This window comes from Streptomyces sp. Root1310, from assembly GCF_001426425.1.
GTDB lineage: Bacteria > Actinomycetota > Actinomycetes > Streptomycetales > Streptomycetaceae > Streptomyces.
In genome coordinates this window covers 2,080,610-2,104,813 of the sequence record NZ_LMEQ01000001.1, presented here as the reverse complement: position 1 = coordinate 2,104,813, position 24,204 = coordinate 2,080,610, and the positions used below count along the sequence as shown (strand labels likewise).

The 24,204-nt window shown below is 71.1% G+C and carries 24 protein-coding genes and 1 riboswitch; of the genes, 13 read left to right on the top strand and 11 right to left on the bottom strand.

Annotated elements, in window-relative coordinates:
- Window positions 1–145: 145 nt before the first annotated feature.
- Window positions 146–862, top strand: a complete 717-nt coding sequence (locus tag ASD48_RS09095) for a pentapeptide repeat-containing protein (RefSeq protein ID WP_057600831.1) — start codon at window positions 146–148, stop codon at window positions 860–862.
- Here ASD48_RS09095 and ASD48_RS09090 read toward each other — a convergent pair.
- Window positions 859–1,359, bottom strand: coding sequence for a hypothetical protein (locus tag ASD48_RS09090; protein WP_057601096.1), 501 nt, complete (start codon window positions 1,357–1,359; stop codon window positions 859–861). The two genes, ASD48_RS09095 and ASD48_RS09090, sit on opposite strands and share 4 nt — an antisense overlap.
- Before the next feature lie 58 nt (window positions 1,360–1,417).
- On the opposite strand from ASD48_RS09090, the gene ASD48_RS09085 reads away from it, so the two are divergent.
- Window positions 1,418–2,845 (top strand): M1 family metallopeptidase, encoded by a 1,428-nt coding sequence (locus ASD48_RS09085; protein ID WP_057600830.1) that lies wholly within the window; start codon window positions 1,418–1,420, stop codon window positions 2,843–2,845.
- A 4-nt stretch (window positions 2,846–2,849) separates the two neighbouring features.
- On the opposite strand, the gene ASD48_RS09080 is transcribed toward ASD48_RS09085, so the two are convergent.
- Entirely contained in the window at window positions 2,850–3,824 is a 975-nt protein-coding gene (locus ASD48_RS09080; protein ID WP_057600829.1) for a bifunctional GNAT family N-acetyltransferase/NUDIX hydrolase, read from the bottom strand.
- A gap of 176 nt (window positions 3,825–4,000) precedes the next feature.
- Here ASD48_RS09080 and ASD48_RS09075 point away from each other — a divergent pair, with 176 nt between their 5' ends.
- The gene (locus tag ASD48_RS09075; RefSeq protein WP_057600828.1) at window positions 4,001–4,579 is read left to right on the top strand and encodes a carboxymuconolactone decarboxylase family protein; all 579 of its coding nucleotides are present in this window, start codon (window positions 4,001–4,003) and stop codon (window positions 4,577–4,579) included.
- Window positions 4,580–4,821: 242 nt separating this feature from the next.
- On the opposite strand, the gene ASD48_RS09070 is transcribed toward ASD48_RS09075, so the two are convergent.
- The gene (locus tag ASD48_RS09070; RefSeq protein ID WP_020130301.1) at window positions 4,822–5,397 is read right to left on the bottom strand and encodes a TerD family protein; all 576 of its coding nucleotides are present in this window, start codon (window positions 5,395–5,397) and stop codon (window positions 4,822–4,824) included.
- A 199-nt stretch (window positions 5,398–5,596) separates the two neighbouring features.
- Here ASD48_RS09070 and arfB point away from each other — a divergent pair, with 199 nt between their 5' ends.
- Window positions 5,597–6,034 carry an alternative ribosome rescue aminoacyl-tRNA hydrolase ArfB gene (gene arfB, locus ASD48_RS09065; RefSeq protein ID WP_057600827.1) on the top strand — a complete coding sequence of 146 codons (438 nt, stop codon included), beginning with the start codon at window positions 5,597–5,599 and terminating at the stop codon, window positions 6,032–6,034.
- Between the two features lie 126 nt (window positions 6,035–6,160).
- Here the strand turns inward: arfB and ASD48_RS09060 are convergent, their stop codons facing one another.
- Both ASD48_RS09060 and ASD48_RS09055 read right to left on the bottom strand, forming a co-directional pair.
- On the bottom strand, window positions 6,161–6,637 hold the full coding sequence (locus ASD48_RS09060) for a GNAT family N-acetyltransferase (protein ID WP_057600826.1): 477 nt from the start codon (window positions 6,635–6,637) through the stop codon (window positions 6,161–6,163).
- A gap of 50 nt (window positions 6,638–6,687) precedes the next feature.
- Window positions 6,688–7,206, bottom strand: a complete 519-nt coding sequence (locus ASD48_RS09055; protein WP_057600825.1) for a flavin reductase family protein — start codon at window positions 7,204–7,206, stop codon at window positions 6,688–6,690.
- Between the two features lie 437 nt (window positions 7,207–7,643).
- Here ASD48_RS09055 and cdgB point away from each other — a divergent pair, with 437 nt between their 5' ends.
- Both cdgB and ASD48_RS09045 read left to right on the top strand, forming a co-directional pair.
- The gene (gene cdgB, locus ASD48_RS09050; RefSeq protein WP_057600824.1) at window positions 7,644–9,311 is read left to right on the top strand and encodes a diguanylate cyclase CdgB; all 1,668 of its coding nucleotides are present in this window, start codon (window positions 7,644–7,646) and stop codon (window positions 9,309–9,311) included.
- Between the two features lie 120 nt (window positions 9,312–9,431).
- The gene (locus ASD48_RS09045; protein ID WP_057600823.1) at window positions 9,432–10,379 is read left to right on the top strand and encodes a hypothetical protein; all 948 of its coding nucleotides are present in this window, start codon (window positions 9,432–9,434) and stop codon (window positions 10,377–10,379) included.
- Between the two features lie 10 nt (window positions 10,380–10,389).
- Here ASD48_RS09045 and ASD48_RS09040 read toward each other — a convergent pair whose 3' ends face one another.
- The 3 genes from ASD48_RS09040 to ASD48_RS09030 form a co-directional block, all read right to left on the bottom strand.
- Window positions 10,390–11,319, bottom strand: a complete 930-nt coding sequence (locus ASD48_RS09040) for a 1-phosphofructokinase family hexose kinase (protein ID WP_057600822.1) — start codon at window positions 11,317–11,319, stop codon at window positions 10,390–10,392.
- Between the two features lie 136 nt (window positions 11,320–11,455).
- Complete coding sequence (gene nagA, locus ASD48_RS09035; RefSeq protein ID WP_057600821.1) at window positions 11,456–12,637, bottom strand: N-acetylglucosamine-6-phosphate deacetylase; 1,182 nt, start codon at window positions 12,635–12,637, stop codon at window positions 11,456–11,458.
- Entirely contained in the window at window positions 12,637–13,578 is a 942-nt protein-coding gene (locus tag ASD48_RS09030) for an ROK family protein (RefSeq protein ID WP_079073665.1), read from the bottom strand. Before ASD48_RS09030 ends, nagA begins: the two co-directional genes overlap by 1 nt.
- Window positions 13,579–13,807: 229 nt before the next feature.
- Here ASD48_RS09030 and ASD48_RS09025 point away from each other — a divergent pair, with 229 nt between their 5' ends.
- The 3 genes from ASD48_RS09025 to otsB are packed head-to-tail and all read left to right on the top strand — an operon-like array spanning window position 13,808 to window position 16,227.
- Window positions 13,808–15,028: an extracellular solute-binding protein gene (locus ASD48_RS09025; RefSeq protein ID WP_079073696.1), complete on the top strand. Its 1,221-nt coding sequence runs from the start codon at window positions 13,808–13,810 to the stop codon at window positions 15,026–15,028.
- Window positions 15,029–15,078: 50 nt separating this feature from the next.
- A complete protein-coding gene (locus ASD48_RS09020) occupies window positions 15,079–15,324 on the top strand; it encodes a DUF3263 domain-containing protein (protein WP_020130290.1) in 246 nt (81 codons plus the stop codon).
- A gap of 30 nt (window positions 15,325–15,354) precedes the next feature.
- The gene (gene otsB, locus ASD48_RS09015) at window positions 15,355–16,227 is read left to right on the top strand and encodes a trehalose-phosphatase (protein WP_057600819.1); all 873 of its coding nucleotides are present in this window, start codon (window positions 15,355–15,357) and stop codon (window positions 16,225–16,227) included.
- On the opposite strand, the gene ASD48_RS09010 is transcribed toward otsB, so the two are convergent.
- Together ASD48_RS09010 and ASD48_RS09005 are read right to left on the bottom strand one after the other, a co-directional pair.
- Window positions 16,215–17,627 (bottom strand): trehalose-6-phosphate synthase, encoded by a 1,413-nt coding sequence (locus ASD48_RS09010; RefSeq protein ID WP_199875689.1) that lies wholly within the window; start codon window positions 17,625–17,627, stop codon window positions 16,215–16,217. The genes otsB and ASD48_RS09010 overlap by 13 nt on opposite strands.
- Before the next feature lie 116 nt (window positions 17,628–17,743).
- Entirely contained in the window at window positions 17,744–18,688 is a 945-nt protein-coding gene (locus tag ASD48_RS09005) for a glucosyl-3-phosphoglycerate synthase (RefSeq protein ID WP_028806925.1), read from the bottom strand.
- Window positions 18,689–18,858: 170 nt separating this feature from the next.
- Window positions 18,859–19,024: riboswitch (SAM riboswitch) on the top strand.
- A gap of 18 nt (window positions 19,025–19,042) precedes the next feature.
- Here ASD48_RS09005 and thrC point away from each other — a divergent pair.
- From thrC to groL, 4 genes are all read left to right on the top strand, one after another.
- Window positions 19,043–20,344, top strand: a complete 1,302-nt coding sequence (thrC, locus tag ASD48_RS09000; protein WP_057600818.1) for a threonine synthase — start codon at window positions 19,043–19,045, stop codon at window positions 20,342–20,344.
- 134 nt (window positions 20,345–20,478) lie between these two features.
- Window positions 20,479–20,754, top strand: a complete 276-nt coding sequence (locus ASD48_RS08995; protein WP_057600817.1) for a MoaD/ThiS family protein — start codon at window positions 20,479–20,481, stop codon at window positions 20,752–20,754.
- Window positions 20,755–21,207: 453 nt separating this feature from the next.
- The gene (locus ASD48_RS08990) at window positions 21,208–21,414 is read left to right on the top strand and encodes a cold-shock protein (protein WP_007493268.1); all 207 of its coding nucleotides are present in this window, start codon (window positions 21,208–21,210) and stop codon (window positions 21,412–21,414) included.
- A gap of 378 nt (window positions 21,415–21,792) precedes the next feature.
- Window positions 21,793–23,415, top strand: a complete 1,623-nt coding sequence (gene groL / locus ASD48_RS08985) for a chaperonin GroEL (protein WP_020130284.1) — start codon at window positions 21,793–21,795, stop codon at window positions 23,413–23,415.
- A 100-nt stretch (window positions 23,416–23,515) separates the two neighbouring features.
- On the opposite strand, the gene ASD48_RS08980 is transcribed toward groL, so the two are convergent.
- A complete protein-coding gene (locus tag ASD48_RS08980; RefSeq protein ID WP_057600816.1) occupies window positions 23,516–24,196 on the bottom strand; it encodes a methyltransferase domain-containing protein in 681 nt (226 codons plus the stop codon).
- Window positions 24,197–24,204 lie beyond the last annotated feature (8 nt).

Genomic DNA, 24,204 nt, shown 5'->3' with positions numbered 1-24,204 from the left:
CAACCTGAACCTTGCTTGAGGTCAAGGGCGTTCCGGCTGCCGGGAGGGAACGGAGGGAGGACGGGGAGGGAGGGGGACGGGGAGGGAGGGGGACGGGGAGGGAGGGGCCAGGGGGATTGTCAGTGGTGGGGTGCAGCATGGGGGCATGGCGAGGACTGGGACCGGGAGAACCGGCAGGGCCGGCGGCGGCACGGGCGGCAGCGTCGGTGCGGCGGTGAAGGGTGCGCGGCGTCCGGAGGTGCGGCTGCCGCCGCTCGAGCCGTACGAGGGCGGCGGGCTGGAGCCCGACGGCGACTACGACGGCGTGGATTTCCGCGAGCTGGACCTCGCCGGGCAGGACGGCGGGGGAGCCCGCTTCATGGACTGCGCCCTGACGGGCTGCGCGCTGGACGGGACACGGCTGCGCCACGCCCGCTTCCTCGACTCGGTCCTCACCGGCATCCGGGGCGTCGGCACCGACCTCGCGGAGGCGACCCTGCGCGATGTGGAGCTGCTCGACGCCCGCCTGGGCGGCACCCAGTTGTACGGCGCCGTCCTGGAGCGGGTCGTGATCCGCGGCGGCAAGATCGACTACCTGAACCTGCGGCAGGCGCGGCTGCGGGACGTGGTCTTCGACTCGTGCGTCCTGGTGGAGCCGGACTTCGGCGGCGCCCGCCTGGAGCGGGTCGGGTTCGTCGACTGCGCCCTGAAGTCCGCCGACTTCACCGCGGCGACCCTGACGGACGTGGACCTGCGCGGAGCGGTGGAACTGGGTCTCGCGGGTGGCGTGGACCGGCTGTCCGGCGCGGTGATCAGCGCGGCCCAACTGCTGGATCTGGCCCCCGTGCTGGCCGCCGAGCTGGGGATCAGGGTGGAGGGCTAGCTCACCCGGGGGAAGCGGGCCTGCAAGGTCCAGATGGCCGGGTTCTCGGCCAGGTCCTCGTGCAGGTCGGTCAGGTCGGCGAGAAGGTCGTGCAGGAAGTCGCGTGCCTCGCGGCGGAGTTCGGCGTGGGAGAAGGTGAGCGGGGGCTCCTCCGTCGGCATCCAGTCGGCCGTGATGTCCACCCAGCCGAAGCGGCGCTCGAACAGCATGCAGTCGGTGGACTCGGTGAAGTCCAGTTCCGCGTACTGCGGGCGGGAGGCGCGGGAGCCCGCCGGGTCCTGGTCGATCAGCTCCACGATGTCGCACAGCGCCCACGCGAAGTCCAGCACCGGCACCCATCCCCAGGCTGTGGACACCTCACGGTCCGCCTTGGTGTCGGCGAGGTAGACGTCGCCGCAGAACAGGTCGTGGCGGAGGCTGTGGACGTCCGCGCGCCGGTAGTCCTTCTGCGGCGGGTCCGGGAAGCGGTTGGAGAGGGCGTAGCCGATGTCGAGCACGTAGGCGATGGTGTCACGCCCCCGCGCCGGGACCGGCCGTCCCCATAAGATCACTGACATGTCCCGATCCGTACGCCTTGTTCCGGCGGTGGCCGCCGCAGCGCTAGTGCTCACCCTGACCTCGTGCGACGGCGAGGGGGCGCCGGACACCCCGGGCCCCGGGGCCCGGGACGCCTCGGGTGCCCCCGGCGTCGGCGATCCGTACTTCCCGAAGGCGGGCAACGGCGGCTACGACGTCTCCCACTACGGCCTGACCCTCGCCTACACCCCCGACGGCAACCGGCTCACCGGCACCGCCGTCGTCACCGCCCGTGCGACCGAGGACCTCGCCGCCTTCGACCTGGACCTCACGGGCATGAAGGTCGAGGAGGTGACGGTCGGGGGCGACCCGGCCGCGTTCCGCCGGGACGGTCAGGAGCTGATCGTCCGGCCGCCCGGCGCCCTGTCCGACGGGGAGACCTTCGAGGTCCGGGTCCGCTACTCCGGCAGCCCGCGGACGATCACCGACCCGGACGGCTCGAAGGAGGGCTGGCTGCGCACCGCGGACGGAGCGCTCGCCCTGGGTGAGCCGACCGGTTCCATGGCCTGGTTCCCCGGCAACCACCACCCCTCCGACAAGGCGTCGTACGACATCGCCGTCACCGTCCCGAAGGGCCTGACGGCCGTCTCCAACGGCGAGTTGCGCAGTTCGAGGACGGCGGACGACGGCCGCACGACCTTCGTCTGGCACACGGCCGAACCGATGGCGAGCTATGTGGCCACCCTCGCGATCGGCCGCTACACCGTCACCCGTTCCACGGCGCGGGGCGGGCTGCCGGTGTACGTCGCCGTGGACCCGTCCCAGGTGACCGCGAGCCGCAAGGTGCTCGCCCGGCTCCCCGAGGTCATGGAATGGGCGGAGTACAACTTCGGCCCCTACCCGTTCTCCTCCACCGGCGCGATCGTCGACCGCCCCGAGGACGCCTTGTACGCCCTGGAGACCCAGAACCGTCCCTTCTACCCCGGCGCCCCCGACACCGCGATCCTCGTCCACGAGACCGCCCATCAGTGGTTCGGCGACTCCGTCACGCCGAAGAGCTGGCAGGACATGTGGCTCAACGAGGGCCTGGCGACCTACGCCGAGTGGCTGTGGACGGAGGACGAGGGCGGTGCCACGGCGGAGGAGACGTTCACGGAGCTGTACGACCACGGCGAGGACGAGTTCGAGGACCTGTGGGCATTTCCGCCCGCGAAGCCGACGAGCGCTGCACAGGTCTCCGACTCCCCGGTCTACCAGCGCGGCGCGATGGTGATCCACCGCATCCGCCAGACCGTCGGCGACGACACCTTCTACGACATCGTTCAGGGCTGGGCCGCCGCCCACCGCCACGGCGGCGCCGACACCGACGACTTCACGGCGTTCGTGGAGAAGCAGGCGCCGGACGAGGACTTCGACGACATCTGGGCGGACTGGCTGTACGGGGAGGGCAAGCCCGCCCGCCCGTGAGCCGTCACGCCGGTCCCGGACCGCGGTGGCCGCTCTCCGCCTCCCACGCGTCGAGCAGCCGGGCGAGACCGGGCGGCCACACCGGCTCCGTCTCCCGGGCGAGCTCCTCGCGCGTCCACCAGCGCCAGCCGAGGATGCCGTCCGCGGCGTGGGAGGCCGCGAGACCGGGCCCGCCGGGTTCGCGACGCGGGCCGGGGGTGACGTGGATGTGCTCGTGCTGGGTCACGAGGATGCCCATGCGGGTGAAGTCGTGTTCCCAGGTGCACAGCAGCGGCCCCGGCTCCAGGTCCGCCCACCCGGTCTCCTCGCGCAGCTCCCGCCTCGCGCCCTCGCGCGGTGACTCGCCCTCCTCCAGGCCGCCGCCGGGCAGCGCCCAGTGGATGCCGACATCGGCGTTGTGGTACCGGAAGAGGAGGACGGCGCCCTGCTGATCGACGACGGCGACCCGGGCGGCACGGCGGAACCTGCGCAGCGGCTTGCGCAACACAGCGCACGGACGGCCCAGTTGCAGGTCGGGCCGGTGCCCGATGACCTGGTACCCGAGGGCGGTCCAGAAGGCGAGCCCGTCGGCGTTGGCGTCGAGCACGGCGAGCCGCAGGGCGTCGCGGCCGGCCTCCCGGAAGCGGTCCTCGACCTGACGGACGATCCGCCTGCCGTGGCCTTGCCCCTGCACGGCCGCGTCCACCATCAGCAACCCGACCCACGGATCGGGATCGGCCGGGTCGGGATGCCGGTCGAGGGTGACCACGACCCCGACCAGCCGTCCCTGACTGCGGGCGAGCAGCACCTCGACCCCTTCCTGCGCCAGCTCCCGGGCGAGCTCAGCCGCCACCTGCTCCGGCCGGATGTCGTCCGGATCCGGGAAGTCACCGCTGAGGGCGTGGAACGCGTGCTGGGAGGCGTAGAGCGCGGTGAGTTCGGTGAGCAGGGGCGCGGGGATGTCCCGGTCGGGGGTGAGGCGGAGGGGGTCGAGAAGCATGGGACGCACGCTAGTCGGCGAACCCGGTCCGACGGGTCCCGCGCCGGCCTGTCACGTCCCCGGGCCCGGCGGTGTCTTCATGCCGACCACGTTGCACCGGCCGAGCGGGCCGCACCGGCCGAAGCGACTGAAGCGACTGAAGCGACTGAAGCGGCCACCGAGACAGGGAGAACACCGTGACACCGCGTATACCGAAGGCGGAGCTTCCCACCGAGTTGAGGGAGAACCTGATCAAGCAGTTCGGTGCACTGCCCGAGCCCGTGGAGGTGGGGTTCCACAACCCCGCGGTCACCCTGGCCGCTCTGGAGTTCGGGGCGAAGGCGGCCGAGTGGAACACGGCCGACGAGAGCCTCAAGACCTTCGCGCACATGGCCGTCGCGGCGCAGGTCGGCTGCAGCTGGTGCCTCGACATCAACTACTTCGCGGCGCTGAACCGGAACCTGGACCTGGGCAAGGCGAGCCAGGTGCCGCGCTGGCGGGAGGCGGACGTGTTCACGCCGCTGGAGCGTGACGTGCTGGAGTACGCCGAGGCGATGACGAACACGCCGCCGACCGTCACCGACGAGCTGTCCGCGCGTCTGCTCGACGAGCTCGGCCCGGCGGCGCTGGTCGAGCTCACCGTGCTCATCGGCTTCGCCAACCTGTCGGCCAGGACCAACGCGGCGCAGGGGATCACCTCGCAGGGCTACTCGGACGCGTGCGCGATTCCGCTGGCCGCGGGTCCCGGCCGGTCCCCGGTGGCGTCCACGGCGTGACCGGGGCCCCTTCGCCGCCCACCGCAGCCCGCTGTTCACGGTCGCGCGGCCCGCTGCTCCGCCCGGCTCACCCGCATCCGCGGCCGCCGGGCGGCCACGTGATCGGGGCCCGGGTCCATCTGATGAGGAACCCGCGCAAGCTGACCCGGCTGGACGCGCCGGCCGAACTCGCCAGGTAGGCCGCGGAGCCCCCGGCCGGGTGGCCGGGGGCTCCGATGAGGCGTGCGCGTGGGCGCAGGACGTCAGACGCTCACGCCGAAGTCCTGGGCGATGCCCACGAGGCCCGAGGCGTAGCCCTGGCCGACCGCGCGGAACTTCCACTCCGCGCCGTTGCGGTAGAGCTCGCCGAAGACCATGGCCGTCTCGGTGGCCGCGTCCTCCGAGAGGTCGTAGCGGGCGATCTCGGCGCCGCCGGCCTGGTTGACGATGCGGATGTAGGCGTTGCGGACCTGGCCGAAGTTCTGCGAGCGGTTCTCCGCGTCGTAGATCGAGACCGGGAAGACGATCTTGTCGATGTCGGCCGGGAGACCGGCCAGGTTGACGTTGATCGCCTCGTCGTCGCCCGCGCCCTCGCCGGTGCGGTTGTCGCCGGTGTGGACGATGGTCTGGTCCGGCGTCTGCTTGTTGTTGAAGAAGACGAAGTGACCGTCGGAGTAGACCTTGCCCTGGGGGTTGACCGCGATCGCCGAGGCGTCGAGGTCGAAGTCCGTGCCGGTGGTGGTGCGGACGTCCCAGCCGAGGCCCACGGTGACGGCGGTCAGGCCCGGAGCCTCCTTGGTGAGCGAGACGTTGCCACCCTTGGACAGGCTTACAGCCATGGTTGGGAGTCCTTCCCTCGTTGCGTACGGCTTCGTACGGGGCTTCGTACGGGCACGAAGCTACAGCTATCCCTATGAACGCAGCGAAGGGTGCTCAAGGTTCCCCGCCACTCCGCGTTTCTTTACTTTCTTTACCAAGACGACCCCGCGGCGGGTTCCGGGGATATTCGCGTGACGTGGGGGCGGCGTGGGCGGGAACATGGTCGGCATGTCTGGTCCCCATGTCATCCGCGGCTCCGTCTCGCTCCCCGAGGCCGAGCTCATGTGGCGTTTCTCGCGGTCTTCGGGGCCGGGCGGGCAGCACGTCAACACCAGTGACTCGCAGGTGGAGCTCCGCTTCGACCTCGCGCGCACCGAGGCGCTGCCCGACGTGTGGAAGGCGCGGGCGCTCGACCGGCTGGCCGGCCGGCTCGTCGACGGCGTCGTCACCGTCCGCGCCTCCGAGCACCGCTCCCAGTGGCGCAACCGCGAGACCGCCGCCGTACGCCTCGCCGCCCTCCTCGCCGAGGCCACCGCCCCGCCGCCCAAGCCGCGTCGGCCGACCCGGATCCCGCGCGGGATCAACGAGCGCCGGCTGCGGGAGAAGAAGCAGCGCTCGCAGACGAAGCGGGGCCGGAACGGACGGGACTGGGGCTGACCGGACGGGACTGGGGCTGACCCGGCGGGACCGTTCGCGACGGGTGCTGATCGAATTCGCCGCCCCGCCCGCATCGACGGGCGGACCCCGGGGCCGGAAGGCGGGCCGTTCCGGGGGCGGGGGCGGCTAGTCCAGGGCGAGGACGCCGACCGTCTCTCCCTCGCTGGTCTCGCCGTTCTTCCGGAAGCCCAGCCCGAGATAGAAGTCCGCGGGACCGTTCTCGCCCTCGTGCCAGGTCACGTACATCTCGTCGGTGCCCCGGCGCCGCAGTTCCGCGGCCACGGACTCCACGGCGAACCGGCCGTAACCGCGGCCCTGTTCACCGGCGGCGATGTTCAGCCGCCACAGTCCGGAGCGCACCGGGCCGCCGTCCCCGCGCCCGTTCCAGTCGATGTCGAGAAAGGCCATCAGGAAGCCGACGGCCCGGTCGCCGTCCATGATCAGGCGCGGCCAGGCGACCCCCGCGCCATGGACGTAGGCCTCCGCGAGCGACTGCATCACCGGCGAGACCGCGAATTCCTGGTCGGGGCGGACCCGAATGCCGGTCGCCGCCTCGAAATTCGCGGGAGTGATGATCTCGAGACGGGGCCCTGAAGTCGTCATGCGGGCACCCTAGGCGGGCCGCCCGTCCGGCGGCCACGGCATTTCCGGTGTCACCCCAACTGCCGGTAACGGCCCCGGAAATACATCAGCGGACCGCCGCCCGCGTTCGGCACCGACGCGGTCAGCACGCGGCCGATCACCAGCGTGTGGTCGCCGGCCGTGACCTGCTGCTCGGTGCGGCACTCCAGAGTCGCCAGGGCGCCGCCGACCAGGGGCGCGCCGGCCACCTCGCCGCGGGTGTACGGGATGTCCTCGAAGAGCAGCCGGTCGCTGATGCGGCCCTTCATGGCGAAGCGGCCGGCGATGTGCCGCTGGCTCTCGGAGAGCACCGACACCGCCCACAGGGGCTGCTCGTCGAGCAGGTCGTCCATCCGGGAGCCGGTGCGCAGACTGACCAGCACCAGCGGTGGGTCCAGGGAGACCGACATGAACGCCGTCGCGGTCATGCCGACGTCCTCGCAGTCCGGCGCCCCGGGGTCGTCCGGGTCGAGGGACGGCTCCCGGGCGGTCACCAGGACCACGCCGTCGGCGAGCCGGGACATGGCGGCGCGGAACTCGTCGTTGCTCACTCCCTCAGCATGCCTGGAGCGGGTCTCGGACAAGGTCTTGAGCACGGCCGGCTCGAGTACGTCTGGGGGCATGTCCGGAACGCTAGTGTCCGTCCGGTGCGCGGCGCATCGGACCTCCGCCCGAGTAGGGTCGTAGGACCGTGGACCGATTCCCCCGGCGCCCGATTCCGGTGTCCGTCCGGGCAGGTTCGTGCCTGTCCGTGTTCAGGAAACACACAGGAAAACGCGGAAACTCCACTCAAATGTTCATCTTCATCTGTGACTTGAGTCACAAGACGCATTAATTGTTGACCCTGTGTACCGAGTGGGCAGCGCGCTGTGATTCAGTGGCGGAGGCGTCACAAGGAGACACACACCGACAGCACAGCACCAGAAACGACGTTACGCCGAGAACAACCCTTGATTCGCTGCGAAGTCTCGGGGGGAGGGCGAAACACATGGAGACCGAGTCGGAGCCTTACGTCCGCCTTGCGTCCCTGCGACAGCTGCACCAGGTCATGGCCGACATGAACACGGCCCGCAGTCTGGCCGACACCTTGCAGACCGTCGCCGACGGCGTGGTCACGGCACTCGGGTACGAGCTCGCGTGCGTCAATCTCGTGCGTCCCGACGGCGATCTCGTGGTCGCCGCCTTCGCCGGAAACCCGGCCGCCGAGGCCCTGATCACCGGCCGGGTCGGCTCGCGCGAATCCTGGGACCGGCGCCTCGCCATGGGGGAGACCTGGGGCGACCTGATCTTCATACCGCACACCGAGGGCTGGGTCCTCGACGACGACGACGTGCCCCAGTGGTACACCGACGGGCCCGCGCCCCGCTTCGAGGACGAGTGGCACCCCTCGGACCGCCTCTTCGCCCCCATGTACATGCCCGCCGCTCCCGGCAGCGGAGGCGCCTGCGGTGAGCTGATAGGCGTCCTGTCCGTGGACCGGCCGCGCAACGGCAGACGGCCCGGCGCGTGGGGGCGCGAAGCCCTCCAGATGTACGCCTTCCAGGCCGCCATCGCCATTAGCAACGCGCGTCTACGTGCGAATATGCAGCGGGCACTGGTCCGGCTCGAACGCGAGCAGCAGGCCCTGCGCGCCAGTGAGGAAAGCTTCCGGCAGGCCTTCGAGTACGCCCCCTCCGGCATGGCGATAGCCGAGATGGGCGGCGACCAGCACGGTCGGATACTCCGGACCAACGACGCCCTGTGCCGTCTGCTGGGCCGCCCCGCCTCCGCGATGCGCCGGTACTCCTTCTCCGACCTCGTCCACCCCGAGGACATAGGCACCCTGCTGCGCACCTCCGCCGAGGGCGGGCGCGCCGAACTCCGCCTCGGCCGCCGGGACGGCACCTACGTCTGGGTCAGCCTCCGCAACTCGGTCGTCGCCGACGCCGCCGACGGGCCCCGCTTCCTCCTCACCCACGTCGAGGACATAGAGGACCGCAAGCGCCGCGAGCTCCAGCTCGCCCACCGGGCCTCGCACGACTCCCTCACCGGACTGCCGAACTCCGCCGAACTGCGCTCGCGGCTCTCCGCCCGGCTCTGTCAGCGCCCCCAGTCCACCCATCCCGCCGCGGTGGACGCCATGGACACGGCCTACGGCCACGCCGCCTTCGACGCCAACGGGCACGGCTTCGACTACCGGCCCGGCGGCGCCGAGTCCTTCGACGGCTACGACCACCATGTGCACACCGCCGCCCCCGAGGAGGGGCGCGACGACGGCACCAAGGGGCTCGCGGTGCTCTTCTGCGACCTCGACGGCTTCAAGTCGATCAACGACCGGTTCGGCCACAACGCCGGTGACGCGGTCCTCATCGAGGTCGCCCGCCGGCTCTCGCGCCAGGTCCGCGACGGCGACACGGTCGCCCGGCTCGGCGGCGACGAGTTCGTGATCCTCGCCGACGGCCTCGGCCGGGCCGACGCGGCCGACCTGGCCGTACGGCTGCGCAACGAGATCATCCAGCCGATCCGCGCCGAGGGCCGGGCCGTGCGGGTGGGAGCGAGTTTCGGCATCGGCTGGGCACATTGCGGGATGACCGCGGACGAAGTGCTGAAGTCCGCGGACGAACGCATGTACGTCGAGAAACGATCTCGTCCCAAACAGCACCGGCGTGCGGGATGATCACCAGGTCGGCGGCTTGATGCGATCAGAGTCACCTGTTTGGGCCATCCGGAGCGGGTAGGCTCGCCAGTCTGACCGCACCACCGCATCCGACCCGCACTTGCTGAGGAGTACCAAGGGATGACGTCCGGCAACAACGGCGCGAGTACGCCCGAGGACGACGACCCGTTCGGCTACCTCTACGCCGACGGCCAGGCCAACGGCGCGCAGCCGCCCTCCGGTGGTGGCTACGGCTACCCCAACTCGGTCAGCAGAGTGCGCGCGGTCGGCGAGCGCCAGTACGGACAGCAGCAGACCGCGCAGTACGGGCAGCCGCCGACGATGCCTCAGCAGCAGGGCGCGTACGGCCAGCCGAACGCGCACTACGCCGCGCCCGAGAACTTCGGCGGCGGCCCCTCCACCGGTCGTCAGCCCGCGCAGAACGGCGGCGGCCGCGGCCGCGGCCCCAACACCAAGGGTCTGCTGATCGGCGCGGTCGCGGTGGTCGCCGCGGTCGTGATCGGCATCGTGGTGGTCATGGCGAACGGCGACGACGGCTCCGACGACAACAAGGCCAGCGACCAGCCCACCACCTCGACCTCCGCCTCCGCGAGCCCATCGCCCAGCGAGTCGGCCGCCGACGACGCGGACAAGGCCGAGATCCCGCCGGTGGACGCGAAGGCGCTGAACCTCGGCGGCAGCGCCGCGCTGGCCTCGGACGTCGAGGGCGCGCAGGCGGCGGGCGGCGTGTACGTCGGCAACCTCAACCAGGTGGGCAACTCGGTCACCTGGACGGTCAACGGCGTCCCGTCGGACGGCGATTACACCCTCTTCGCGCACTACAGCGTTCCGGGTGAGGACCAGGCGATGACGCTCACGGTCAACGGCAAGACCTTCGGCAGCAAGTTCCCCCTCAAGAACTACGCGAAGGGGCCCGCCGGCGACTTCGTCAAGGGCTGGACGACGAGCTACACGTATCCCACGCTCACCAAGGGCACCAACACGCTCACCCTCTCCTGCCAGGACGGCGACAAGTGCAACGTCCTGCTGGACCAGTTGTGGGTGAAGGCGGGTCACGTCAAGCGCTGAGCCGCCGGGTTCAGGCCGCGGTGCTCTCCGCGGCCACCGTGATCCGGCCCAGCAGCTCCTCGTAGGCGGCGCGGTCGAACTCGCCCGCCACCGGGGCCGCCACGGTCGCCGCCGACAGGGCCACCGCGCGGGACAGGCGGTCCGGCCAGGGAAGGCCCTCCACCCAACCGGACAGCAGGCCCGCGACCGCCGAGTCGCCCGCGCCGGCCGGATTGCCGTGGACGCGGCGTGGTGGGACGGCGCGCCAGCGGCCCTCCGGGGTGACCGCGAGGAAGCCTTCGGCGCCCAGCGAGGCCACGACGGCGTGCGCGCCACGCCTGCGGGCGTCCCGGGTCGCCTGCAACGGCTCGTGCGAGCCGGTGAGTTCGGCCAGCTCGGTGGCGTTCGGCTTGACGATGTCCGGGCGGGCGGCGACCCCCCGGCGCAACGGCTCCCCGCTCGTGTCCAGCAGCACGGGGACACCCGCGGCCCGTGCCCGCCGCACCAGGACCGCGTACGCGCCCACCGGGACGCCCGGCGGCAGACTCCCGCACAGGGCCACCGCGTCGGCGCCGGTGAGCAGCCCCTCGTACGCCTCCTGGAAGGCGGACCACTCGGCCGGCGCGATCACCGGGCCGGGCTCGTTCAACTGGGTCGTGTCGCCGGTGCGGGCGTCGACGACGGCGACCGTGCGGCGGGTGGACCCGGCTATCGGGACGAGGGCGTCCACGATCCCGGTCGTGGCGGTGAGCCGTTCCTGTACGACCCGGCCGGTGGGGCCGCCCGCGAATCCGGTGACCGTCACCTCGTGGCCGAGGGCGGCCAGCACCCGGGCGACGTTCAGCCCCTTGCCGCCGGGCCGTTCCCGCACGTCGGTCACCCGGTGCGAGGTGTGCGGCCGCAGCGCGGGCACGCGATAGGTGAGGTCGAGAGCGGTGTTCAGGGTGACGGTGAGGATCACCTGGCGGCCTCCCCCGGATGGCATGCGTACATGAACGGTTCCGGAACTTTGCGGCTCCCGGAGGCCTGATCATGCCAAAGAGACGGCGACCGGCCCAGTGCGCGGGTCGGCCACCGTTCCTGTGCGGGGGGACGTTTCAGGCCAGTTGGGGATCCACCACCCAATCCCCCTGGCGCATCACGCCCTTGAGCTCGAAGTTCTCGTCCAGCAGGACCAGGTCGGCGTCCTTGCCGGGCTCCAGTGAGCCCACCCTGTCGTCGATGCCCAGCAGCCGGGCCGGGTTGGCGGACAGCGCGGCGACGACGTCCTCGACCGGCAGCCGGTCGATCGTCACCGCCCGCTGGAAGGCGCGGTCCTGGGTGAGGGTGGAGCCCGCGATCGACCCGCCCTCCACCAGCCGGGCGACGCCCTCGCTGACCTCGACCTCCAGCGGGCCGAGCAGATAGCGGCCGTCGCCGATGCCGGCCGCGTCCATCGCGTCGGTGATGAACGCCACCCGGGCCGGGCCCGCGTGCCGGAACGCCAGCTCCAGGGCGGCCGGGTGCAGGTGTGTGCCGTCGTTGATGAGCTCGACCGTCACCCGCTCGTCCGCCAGGAGCGCGGCGATCGGGCCGGGGCTGCGGTGGCCGAGCGGCGGCATCGCGTTGAAGAGGTGGGTGGCGACGGTGGCTCCGGCCTCGATGGCCTGAACCGTCTGCTCGTACGTCGCGTCCGTGTGCCCGACGGCGGCGATCACGCCGTGCTCGGCGAGCAGTCGTACGGAGTCCAGGCCGCCCGGGAGTTCCGTCGCGAGGGTGACCATGCTCGCCCGGCCGCGCGCCGCGTCGATCAGCTTGCGCACCTCCGCCGGGTCGGGGTCGCGCAGCAGCGCCTCGGAGTGCGCGCCCTTGCGGCACGGCGAGATGAAGGGGCCCTCGAAGTGGATGCCGGCCAGGTCGCCCTGCTCGGCCAGCTCGCTCAGCAGGCCGGCCTGGCGGGCCAGGAAGTCCATGTCGTCGGTGACGGTGGAGGCGACGAGGGTGGTGGTGCCGTGCAGCCGGTGGGTGCGGATGGCCTTCAGGACGTCCTCGGCCGTACCGGAGAAGGAGGCCCCGCCGCCGCCGTGGTTGTGCAGGTCGACGAAGCCGGGGACCAGCCAGTGGCCCGTCACGTCGATGACGTCCCCGTGCGGGGCTTCGGCCACGATCTTCGTGCCGTCGATCGTGACACGGCCGTCCGGGACCGTGCCCTTCGGCAGTACCACCCTGGCGCCGGTGAGTACCTGCGGGCGCGTCGTGGGTCGTCGCGCGGTTCCCCGCGCCCCTGGGAGGGTGGCCATCAGGGTGTTACCTCCATACCGTCGGTTGTGTTGAGGAGATCCCAGGCCAGGAGGCCCGCGCCCAGGCAGCCGGCGGTGTCGCCCAGGGCCGCCGGGACGATCTCCGGCAGCTTCTGGAAGGTCACCCGTCGGCGGACCGCGTCCCGTAGTGGCGTGAACAAGGTTTCCCCCGCCTCGGCGAGGCCGCCACCGATGACGAGCGTGCGGGGGTCCAGCAGGGTGAGGGCGGTGACCAGGCCGTCGGCGAGCGCGTCCACGGCCGCCTGCCAGACCCGGACGGCGTTCGGGTCACCGGACGTGACGGCCTTCGCGCAGTCCGCGGCGTCCGCCTCCGGGTCCCCGCAGGCCGCCGCCCACGCCTCGCTGACCGCCGCGGCCGACGCGAAGCGCTCCAGACAGCCGTGCTGTCCGCACGGACACGGGGTTCCCCCGGGCCGTACGACGATGTGGCCGATCTCGCCCGCGAAGCCGTGGGCGCCCGCCTCCACCCGGCCGTCGACGCCGATCGCGCCCGCGATGCCGGTGCCCAGCGCCACGAACAGGAACCGGTCCGCGTCCCGGCCCGCACCGATCCGGCCCTCGGCGAGGCCGCCGGTGCGTACGTCGTGCCCGAGGGCGACGGGAGCGCCGAGACGCTCGGCGAGCAGTGCGCGCAGGGGTACGTCCCGCCAGCCCAGGTTGGCGGCGTAGGCGGCGACGCCGTTCGCCTCGTCGACGATGCCGGGCACGGCCACGCCCGCCGCGGCGGCGGGTTCGCCGAACTGCCGGGCGCCGTGGTCGCGCAGGTCGGCGGCGAAGTCGAGGATGCCGGCGACGACCGCTTCGGGTCCGCGCTCACGGCCGGTGGGCCGGCGGGCCCGGTGCAGCAGTGCGCCGTCCGCGCCGACCAGGGCGGCCTTCATCCCGGTGCCGCCCACGTCGAGGGCGATGACATGTCTCACGGGGACAGTGTGGACCGCGGACCCGCGAGAGGTCTAGTCCACTCGCGGTTGTGGGGGTACCGTGCCGCCTCGGAGGCCGAAAGAGGTCTAGTCCACATAGTGGTGTAGACCTTAATCCGTATAACGGTCCATTGGTATGAGCAATCAGTTGGGGAGCGTCACGGTGCAGCGGCGGGCACGGAAGTCAGGAACGATCACAGGAGCGGTGGCGGGGGTGTCGGCCCTCGGCATGGCCGCGGTCCTCACCGGCTGCGGACTGTCCGAGGACTCCGACGACGTCACGCTGAGACTCGTCGCCGCCGACTACGGCGACAGCAGCGCCAACAGCTCGAAGAAGTACTGGGACAAGCTCGTCGAGGGGTACGAGAAGGACCACCCCGGCGTCACCGTCGAGGTGAGCGTCTACTCGTGGAACGACGTGGACGCCAAGGTCAAGTCGATGGTCGACGCGGGCAGGGCCCCCGACATGGCCCAGATCGGCGCGTACGCCGACTACGCGGCCGCCGACCTCCTCTACAAGGTGAGCGACGTGCTCTCCATCCCCGTCGAGGCCGACTTCGTGTCCCAGCTCGCCGGCGCGGGCGAGGTGCACGGGGTGCGGTACGGCATGCCGTTCGCCTCCTCCACGCGCCTGCTGTTCTACAACAAGTCCCTCTTCGCCGAGGCCGGCCTGAACCCGCCGACCACCTGGGCCGAGCTCGCCGAGGACGCGAAGGCGCTCAAGGACGAGGGCGTGAAGTACCCGTACGCGCTGCCCCTCGGGTCCGAGGAGGCGCAGGCCGAGACCCTTCAGTGGCTGCTCAGCGGCGGGGGCGGCTACACCCAGACCGTCAGCGCCTACAGCCTCGACTCCACCGAGAACGTCGAGACCTTCGACTGGCTGAAGGACGACCTGGTCGGCAAGGGCCTCACCGGGCCGGTCGCGCCGGACAAGCTGAACCGGGCCGACGCGTTCGCCGCGTTCGCCGCCGGCGACGTGGGCATGCTCAACGGGCACCCCTCGCTGATGAAGGCGGCCGCGAGCAAGGGCGTGAAGTTCGGCATGGTGCCGATGCCCGGCGTCGCCGGCCCGACCAAGGTCTCCATGGGCGTCGCCGACTGGATGACCGCCTTCAAGCAGAACGGGCACGCCGAGCAGGTCGGCGACTTCCTCGACTACGTCTACAGCGAGAAGAACGTGCTGGACTTCTCCCGCGAGTACGACCTGCTGCCGGTCACCAACTCGGCCTCCCAGGTCATGAGCACGGCCAAGGAGGACGCCGACCTCAAGCCGTTCCTCGACCAGCTCCCCCTCTCCGAGACCTACCCCGTCGGACGGACCTCCTGGGCGAAGGTCAGCGCGGAGATCAAGCAGCGGATCGGCCGGGCCGTGACCCCGAACGGCGACCCGGCCGGCGTACTGGGCGAACTCCAGACCACGGCCACGACGCTGGACGCCGGCACCGGCTGACGAGCCGGCGGCGCTGGGCCGCTGTCGGTGCCGGGCGTTACCGTGCGGACATGGAACGGCGAGCGGAAGCGGACGGGCTGGGGGCGGGGGAGCGGGGCATCCTCGCCCTGGAGCGGCGCGGGTTCTCCGGCCCCGGCGCGAAGGAACGGGCGATACGCGAGGAACTCGACCTGTCCCCGGTCCGCTACTACCAGCTTCTCAACGCCCTCCTGGACGACCCCCGCGCCCTGGCCCACGACCCGGTCACGGTGAACAGACTGCGCAGGGTGCGCGAGGCGAGGCGGGGGGAGCGCTAGCCGCGGGCGGGCGTTGGCTATCGTCGGCGTATGGGCACCCACGAGACGCACTCCTCGGAACCCGAACCCCTCCCCCTCCCCGTTCCGGTCACCCCGGCGGGCCGCGCCGCGCTCGACGCGATCGTCGGCCGGCCCTCCACCACGCTCGTCGCGCTCGACTTCGACGGCACCCTCGCCCCGATCGTCGAGAACCCGGAGGACGCCCGGGCCCACCCCGACGCCGTCCCCGCGCTCACCGCCCTCGCGCCCAAGGTCGCCGCCGTGGCCGTCATCACCGGGCGGCCCGCCGAGGTCGCCGTACGGCACGGCGGGTTCGCCGGGGCCGAAGGACTGGAGCACCTCTCCGTCCTCGGCCACTACGGCGCCGAACGCTGGGACGCCCGCACCGGCGCCCTGAGCGCCCCGCCCCCGCACCCGGGCGTGGCCGCCGTCCGCGCCGAACTCCCGGAGGTGCTGGCCGCCGCGGGGGACCACCCGGGTGTCTCGGTCGAGGAGAAGGGCGGCCGGGCCGTCGCCGTCCACACCCGCCGCGCCGACGACCCCCGGGCCGCCTTCGAGGCGCTGCGGGCCCCGCTGGGCGAACTGGCCGCCCGGCACGGTCTGATCGTCGAACCCGGCCGGATGGTCCTGGAGCTGCGCCCGCCGGGCATGGACAAGGGCGTCGCGCTGCTGGAACACGTCCGCGAGACCGGCGCGCGATCGGTCCTCTACGCCGGTGACGACCTCGGCGACCTGCCCGCGTTCGCCGCCGTCGAGAAGCTCCGCGCGGACGGCGTACCCGGGCTGCTGGTGTGCAGCGGCAGCACCGAGGTCGGCGCACTGGCGGAGCGCGCGGACCTCGTCGTCGACGGGCCCGCCGGCGTCGTACGGCTGCTGCGGGAGCTGGCCGCTCAGCTCGGCTGAATCTCCCGCAGGGCGTTCAGCTGGTCCAGGAACCACCGGGCCGGGGGCAGCGCGGTCGCCGCCGCGGCCAGCCGCTTCGTGCGTTCGGCCCGCTCCTCCGGCTTCATGGTCAGCCCCTCGTGCAGGGCGCGGGCGGTCTCCAGGACGTCGTACGGGTTCACCGTGATCGCGTCCTCGCGCAGCTCCCAGTAGGCCCCAGCCTCCCGGGACAGAACCAGCGCGCAGCCCTCGTCGGAGACGACCGGAACCTCCTTGGCGACCAGGTTCATGCCGTCGCGGATCGGGTTCACCAGGGCCACGTCGGCCAGCCGGTAGGCGGCGAGGGAGCGGGCGAAGTCGTCCTTGAGGTTCAGCAGGACCGGGGTCCAGCCGGGCGTGCCGTACGCCTCGTTGATCTCCTCGGACAGGCGTTGCACCTCGGCCATGTAGTCGCGGTAGACGGCGAGGTCCTGGCGGGAGGGGTAGGCGAAGGCCACGTGGACGACCCGTTCGCGCCACTCCGGGTGGTCGTCGAGCAGCTGCCGGTAGGCCAGGAGCCCGCGCACGATGTTCTTGGACAGCTCGGTGCGGTCGACCCGGACGATCGCCTTGCGGCCCTCGCCGATCTCCGCGCGCAGCGCCGCCATGCGCTCGTCGACGTCCGGCCGGTGCGAGCGCTCGCGCAGGAAGTCGGCGTCGGCGCCGAGACCGTGGACACCGATCCGCGTCTTGCCGGGGCCGCCGGCGAACTCCGTACAGCACGCGGCGAACGCGTCCGCCCAGCGCCGGGTGAGGAAGCCCAGGCGGTCCGCGCCGAGCATGCCGTGCAGCAACTGCTCCCGGACGTCCCCCGGCAGCAGCGCGAAGTAGTCCACCGGAGCCCACGGCGTGTGCGAGAAATGGCCGATGCGCAGGTCCGGGCGCAGCTCACGCAGCATCCCCGGCACCAGACACAGGTGGTAGTCCTGGACGAGGACCGCCGCGCCGTCCGCCGCCTCCTCGGCCAGCGCCTGCGCGAACGCCCGGTTGTAGGCCTCGTAGGACGCCCACTGACGGCGGAACTCCGCGTCGAAGGCGGGCTCCAGCGGCGTCTGGTAGAGCAGGTGGTGGACGAACCACAGCACGGAGTTGGCGATGCCGTTGTACGCGTCGGCGTGCACGTCGGCCGGAATGGCGAGCATGCGCACGCCCTCCTCGCCGACGCCCCGCCGGACCGCCTCACGGTCGCCGTCGGAGAGTGCCGAGCACACCCAGAGGGCGCCCGCCTCGGGGCCGATGGCCGACAGGCCGGAGACCAGCCCGCCGCCGCCGCGTTTCGCGTGCAGCGAGCCGTCCTCGCCCACCTCGTAGGAGACCGGACCGCGGTTGGACGCGACCAGCACCTCGGCGGCCCGGGCGGCAGTGTCGTGCGTGGAAGCCATACGCCCAACCTAGCCCGGTCGGGAAACGCTCAAACGTACGGTCGCGCTGCGTGGACGGGCCGTATCCGGCCGTGTCGCCGGTGCCGGCGCCCTGCCGTATACGGCCCGTCCGGCGCTCACGCGACCTTGCGGGTCGCGTACTCCGCGATCTCCGCCATCGGCGGCCGTTCCTCGGTGTCCACGGAGTACGTGCGCGGCTCGAAGCCGTCCGCGCTCCGTTCGAACTGGGTCAGGGACGGGCGGATCAGGTGCCCGCGGGCCAGCCGCAGCTGGGCGGTGCGGTAGATGGCCGCCGCCATCCGGCCCAGCGCCTGTCCGTCCTGGTGACGGTGCTTGCGCACGCCGATGTCGACCTGGGCGAGGGCGTCCAGGCCCACCAGGTGCAGGGCGTCCACCAGCATGCCCAGCTCCACGCCGTAGCCGACGGGGAAGGGCAGCTGCTCCAGCAGACTCCGGCGGGCCGCGTACTCGCCGCCGAGCGGCTGCACGAACCCGGCCAGCTGCGGCCAGTGCATGTTGAGCAGCGGGCGGGCCATGAGCTCGGTGACCCGGCCGCCCTGGCCGGCCGCGCCGCCCAGCGGACGGTCGTACATGCCCTTGACCAGGTCCACCCCGGGGTCGGTGAGCAGCGGGCCGACGATCCCCGTGACGAAGTCCGAGGAGAACTCCCTCAGATCGGCGTCGATGAAACAGACGATGTCTCCGGTGGTGACCAGCAGGGAGCGCCACAGGACCTCGCCCTTGCCGGGCACGGCCGGTATCCGCGGCAGGATGTCGTCCCGGTGGACGACCCGCGCGCCGGCCGCCGCGGCCACCTCGGACGTACGGTCGGTCGATCCCGAGTCGACGACGACGATCTCGTCGACGAGCGGGACCTGGTGCATGAGGTCGTGACGGATGACCGCGACGATGTCACCGACCGTCTCCTCCTCGTTCAGCGCGGGCAGGACGACGGACACCGACTGGTTCGTGGCACGCTTCGCGGCCAGGATCCGGTGGAGCGGACGATCGGTGACGGACCAGGAGCGGGTGGCCAGCCAGCGCTCAGTTTCTCGAAGCACAGTCTGCGGCTCCTCACTGTCGTGATCACACCGGGTGCACGGGAGGTGACCGTGTGATCCATCTCGCGGTTCGGACGACTATCTCAACTGTCCTGGCCTTCGGTTACAGTCTTGAGCAACGCGGATGACCATCGCATGTCCGAGGTCGCCTCCCGTTCACAACTTCATACCGCTCATCCAGAGGGGCAGAGGGATACGGCCCGATGAAGCCCCGGCAACCCTCCAGCCGGTCTCGTAACGATCACCGATCCACGTGGTGACCGCTCCGCGAGGCTCCCGGCTCGGGAAGGTGCCAAATCCGTCTCACGGCGAGATGCGTCGTGAGGAAGATGAGGAGAAAGGGCCTCGCCTCACATGGCTGCGCAGACTGTTGCAAGCACCACCGACTCTACGACGTCCTCTGCTGTCGACCTCGGTCCGGCCGCGGCGCTGAGCTGCCGCGAGTGCGGCCACCGCGTGCCCCTCGGCCCGGTCTTCGCCTGCGAGGAGTGTTTCGGCCCGCTCGAGATCGCCTACGACTTCTCCTCCTACGACACGGAGGAGCTCCGCAAGCGCATCGAGGCGGGGCCCGCGAACATCTGGCGCTACGCGCCGCTGCTGCCGGTCCCGGCGGACGTGGCCGACAAGCCCAACATCAACCCCGGGTGGACCAAGCTCGTCCAGGCCGACAACCTCGCCCGTGAACTGGGCGTCGACGCCGGCAAGCTCTTCGTCAAGGACGACTCCGGCAACCCGACGCACTCCTTCAAGGACCGGGTCGTCGCCCAGGCCATCGAGGCAGCCCGCGCGTTCGGCTTCACCACCCTCTCCTGCTCCTCCACGGGCAACCTGGCCGGTGCCGTCGGCGCCGCCGCCGCCCGGGCGGGCTTCCGGTCCTGCGTGTTCATCCCGCACGACCTGGAGCAGGGCAAGGTCGTCATGGCCGCGATCTACGGCGGCGAGCTCGTCGGCATCGAGGGCAACTACGACGACGTCAACCGCTTCTGCTCCGAGCTCATCGGCGACTCGGCGGGCGAGGGCTGGGGCTTCGTCAACGTCAACCTGCGGCCGTACTACGCCGAGGGTTCCAAGACGCTGGCGTACGAGATCTGCGAGCAGCTCGGCTGGCGGCTGCCGGACCAGCTGGTCGTGCCGATCGCCTCCGGCTCCCAGCTCACGAAGATCGACAAGGGCCTGCAGGAGCTGATCAGGCTCGGGCTGGTCGAGGACAAGCCGTACAAGATCTTCGGTGCGCAGGCCGAGGGCTGCTCCCCGGTGTCGGTGGCCTACAAGGCCGGGCACGACGTGGTCCGTCCCCAGAAGCCGGACACCATCGCCAAGTCGCTGGCCATCGGCAACCCGGCGGACGGTCCCTACGTCCTCGACATCGCCCGGCGCACCGGCGGCGCGGTGGAGGACGTGAACGACGAGCAGATCGTCGACGCGATCAAGCTGCTGGCGCGGACCGAGGGCATCTTCGCCGAGACCGCGGGCGGGGTGACGGTGGGCGTGACGCGCAAGCTGATCGAGAACGGTCTTCTCGACCCGTCGAAGACGACCGTCGTCCTCAACACGGGCGACGGACTGAAGACCCTGGACGCGGTGGCCGGCACCGGGCTGACCGCGACCATCCGCCCGAACCTCGAGTCCTTCCGAGAGGCCGGCCTCGCGTCATGAGCGGGGCGCTCCGCCACGAGTCCGTATGTGCGCCGCGGGCGGGCGTGGTCCGGCCGCGCCCAGGCGGCGGCGGTCGCACGATCCAGACAGCCCCGCGTCCCTGAGGCCGACTACCCGACCGGAGATCACCAGACATGAGCGTCAACGTCCGCATCCCCACCATCCTGCGCACCTACACCGGCGGCCAGGCCGAGGTGAAGGCCGAGGGGGCGACCCTCGGTGAGGTCATCGCCGACCTGGAGAGGAACCACACCGGCATCGCCGCCCGGGTCCTGGACGACCAGGGGAAGCTGCGCCGGTTCGTCAACGTGTACGTGAACGACGACGACGTCCGCTTCGAGCAGGGTCTGGAGACGGCGACCCCGGACGGCGCCGGCGTCTCGATCATCCCGGCCGTCGCGGGTGGCTGACCGTAGTTCAGTACCCATCGGTAGTAACCGTCGGTAACAGTGATTACCGAGCGTTCATCGAATTGCCCTCTCCGCGATAGAAGCGGAGGGGGCAATTCAGTGTGGTTGAGCGCGGTACAGTTGGGGAACCCGGTCCGGATCATCGGATCCGGAGTCTTTGCTTTCTGCTCCGCGCCCGACAAGAAGCAGCCAATGTGTGCGCCTCTTTCGTGGCTTTTGCGGCTTATGCAGGGCCCGACTTGCCCTTAATTCAGGCGAATTCTCGCCACATTCCGGATCCCGCGCGTCCGGAATTCTCGTCCGACTGACCTGTTGCAGACGGCAGTTGGACAGATACATTCAGCCGCGGTCGACGCGTTCCGGCGCACGCCCCCAAGCCAACCGGGGGGTGAGGTCTGACCCGGATCCGCGAAGTGTGGATCCGTGCAAGGGCCAGTAATAGGGGAGTTAGGCATGGCTCAGGGCACCGTCAAATGGTTCAACGCGGAGAAGGGGTACGGCTTCATCGCGGTCGACGGTGGTGCGGATGTTTTCGTCCACTACAGCGCGATTCAGATGGACGGCTACCGCACCCTGGAAGAGGGTCAGCGGGTCGATTTCGAGATCTCGCAGGGTCAGAAGGGGCCGCAGGCGGACATGGTCCGGCTCGCGACCGGCTGAAGCACGCGCCGACTGAAAGCGTCGTTCTTCTGTACAACTGACGAAGGGCTCGCACTCCCACGGGGGGCGAGCCCTTCGGTCTGTCCGGGGGCTTCCGCGGGACGCCGGTGGGGCGTCGGTGGGACGTCGGCGGGGCGTCGGTGAGACGGTCGCGAAGGGTGTCCGGAAGGGCACGGGTCCGGCGGAGGCGCTTGCACTCTCATGGGTCGAGTGCTAATCATTGGCGTTAGCACTCTGAAGGTGAGAGTGACAACGAGGACCGGGTCGGTGAGGCCCGCAGGCCAGGTGGGGCAAGGAACCACGAGGCCGGCGAGCCGTCCGTCGCGGGCGCCAGCGCGGTCCGGAGCAATCCACCCCAGTCCGGGAGGACCACTTCACATGGCCAAGATCATCGCGTTCGACGAGGAGGCACGGCGCGGCCTCGAGCGCGGCATGAACCAGCTCGCGGACGCCGTGAAGGTGACGCTCGGCCCCAAGGGCCGCAACGTCGTCCTCGAGAAGAAGTGGGGCGCACCCACGATCACCAACGATGGTGTTTCCATCGCCAAGGAGATCGAGCTCGAGGACCCGTACGAGAAGATCGGCGCCGAGCTGGTCAAGGAAGTCGCCAAGAAGACGGACGACGTCGCCGGTGACGGTACGACCACCGCGACCGTCCTCGCCCAGGCCCTGGTCAAGGAAGGCCTGCGCAACGTAGCCGCCGGCGCCAACCCGATGGCCCTCAAGCGCGGTATCGAGAAGGCCGTCGAGGCCGTCTCCGGTGCCCTGCTCGAGCAGGCCAAGGATGTCGAGACCAAGGAGCAGATCGCTTCCACGGCCTCCATCTCCGCCGCCGACACCCAGATCGGCGAGCTCATCGCCGAGGCGATGGACAAGGTCGGCAAGGAAGGCGTCATCACCGTCGAGGAGTCCCAGACCTTCGGTCTGGAGCTGGAGCTCACCGAGGGTATGCGCTTCGACAAGGGCTACATCTCGGCGTACTTCGCCACCGACATGGAGCGTATGGAGGCCGTCCTCGACGACCCGTACATCCTGATCGCGAACTCCAAGATCGCCAACGTCAAGGACCTGCTGCCGCTCCTCGAGAAGGTCATGCAGGGCGGCAAGCCGCTGCTGATCATCGCCGAGGACGTCGAGGGCGAGGCTCTGTCGACGCTGGTCGTCAACAAGATCCGCGGCACCTTCAAGTCCGTCGCGGTCAAGGCCCCGGGCTTCGGCGACCGCCGCAAGGCGATGCTGAACGACATCGCCATCCTCACCGGTGGCGAGGTCATCTCCGAGGAGGTCGGTCTCAAGCTCGAGAACACGACCATCGACCTGCTCGGCAAGGCCCGCAAGGTCGTCATCACCAAGGACGAGACCACCATCGTCGACGGTGCCGGCTCCTCGGACCAGGTCGCCGGCCGGGTCAACCAGATCCGTGCCGAGATCGAGAACAGCGACTCGGACTACGACCGCGAGAAGCTGCAGGAGCGCCTGGCGAAGCTCGCCGGCGGTGTCGCGGTCATCAAGGCCGGTGCCGCCACCGAGGTGGAGCTCAAGGAGCGCAAGCACCGCATCGAGGACGCCGTCCGCAACGCGAAGGCCGCCGTCGAGGAGGGCATCGTCGCCGGTGGTGGCGTGGCCCTCATCCAGGCGTCCTCCGTCTTCGAGAAGCTGGACCTCGAGGGTGACGAGGCGACCGGCGCCAACGCCGTGCGCATCGCGCTCGAGGCCCCGCTGAAGCAGATCGCCGTCAACGGTGGTCTCGAGGGTGGCGTCGTCGTCGAGAAGGTCCGCAACCTGCCCATCGGTCACGGCCTGAACGCCGCGACGGGTGACTACGTCGACATGATCGCCGAAGGCATCATCGACCCGGCGAAGGTCACGCGCTCTGCCCTGCAGAACGCCGCCTCCATCGCCGCGCTGTTCCTCACCACCGAGGCCGTCATCGCCGACAAGCCGGAGAAGGCCGCCGCGCCCGCCGGCGGCGGCATGCCGGGCGGTGACATGGACTTCTGATCGACCTCTGGTCGATCGCCTGTCCTTCGGACCGAGGGCGGCACCTCCCGGAAACGGGCGGTGCCGCCCTCGGGCGTTCTCGGGGCGCCGCGGCGGAGGGTCAGGTGGCGGTGTAGTAGGAGGCGACGGCGGGCTGGCCCGTGTAGTTGCGGCCGGCGGCCGGGTCGGCGCCGAGGTAGCGGAACGGAAGGCGGACGGCTCGGGGGCCCCGCAGGGTGAGGCGGTGCCGGCGGGGGCTGTAGTCGTAGCCGGCCGCGCGCAGGGCGGACACCGCCGGTCTCGCGGCGGTCGAGCCGTCGGCGTGGCGCACCGACTCCGGGTCGAAGTGCGCTGCCAGCAGGCCGTCCTCGGTCAGCCAGGACGCGGCGCGGGTGAGCAGGCCGAGCTGGTCGCCGACGTAGTGCAGCCCGTGGACGCAGGTGATCAGGTCGTAGGTCCGGGCCGGGGTCCAGGAGGAGACGGAGGCGACTGTCTCCTCCAGGGCGGGCGGGGCGGGTCGCGGGGCGAGCGGGCCCACCAGGTCGACGGCGGTGAGGATCGCCCCGGCCGGCAGGGCGGACGCGGCCTCGCGCAGGGCGCGGCCCTCGCCGCTGCACAGGTCCAGCCAGGAGGGTGCGGGGCGGTGCGCCAGGTGGGCCAGGAGGTCGATGCCCAGTTCGCGGGCGTAGCTGTTCACGCCGGTGAGGCCGCGCTCGCGGTTCATGGTGTTGTTGGCCACCACGCAGGACCGTTCCAGCTCGGAGGAGGAGAGCAGGGAGGGGAGCGGCGGGGGCTTCGGCATGGCGTCAT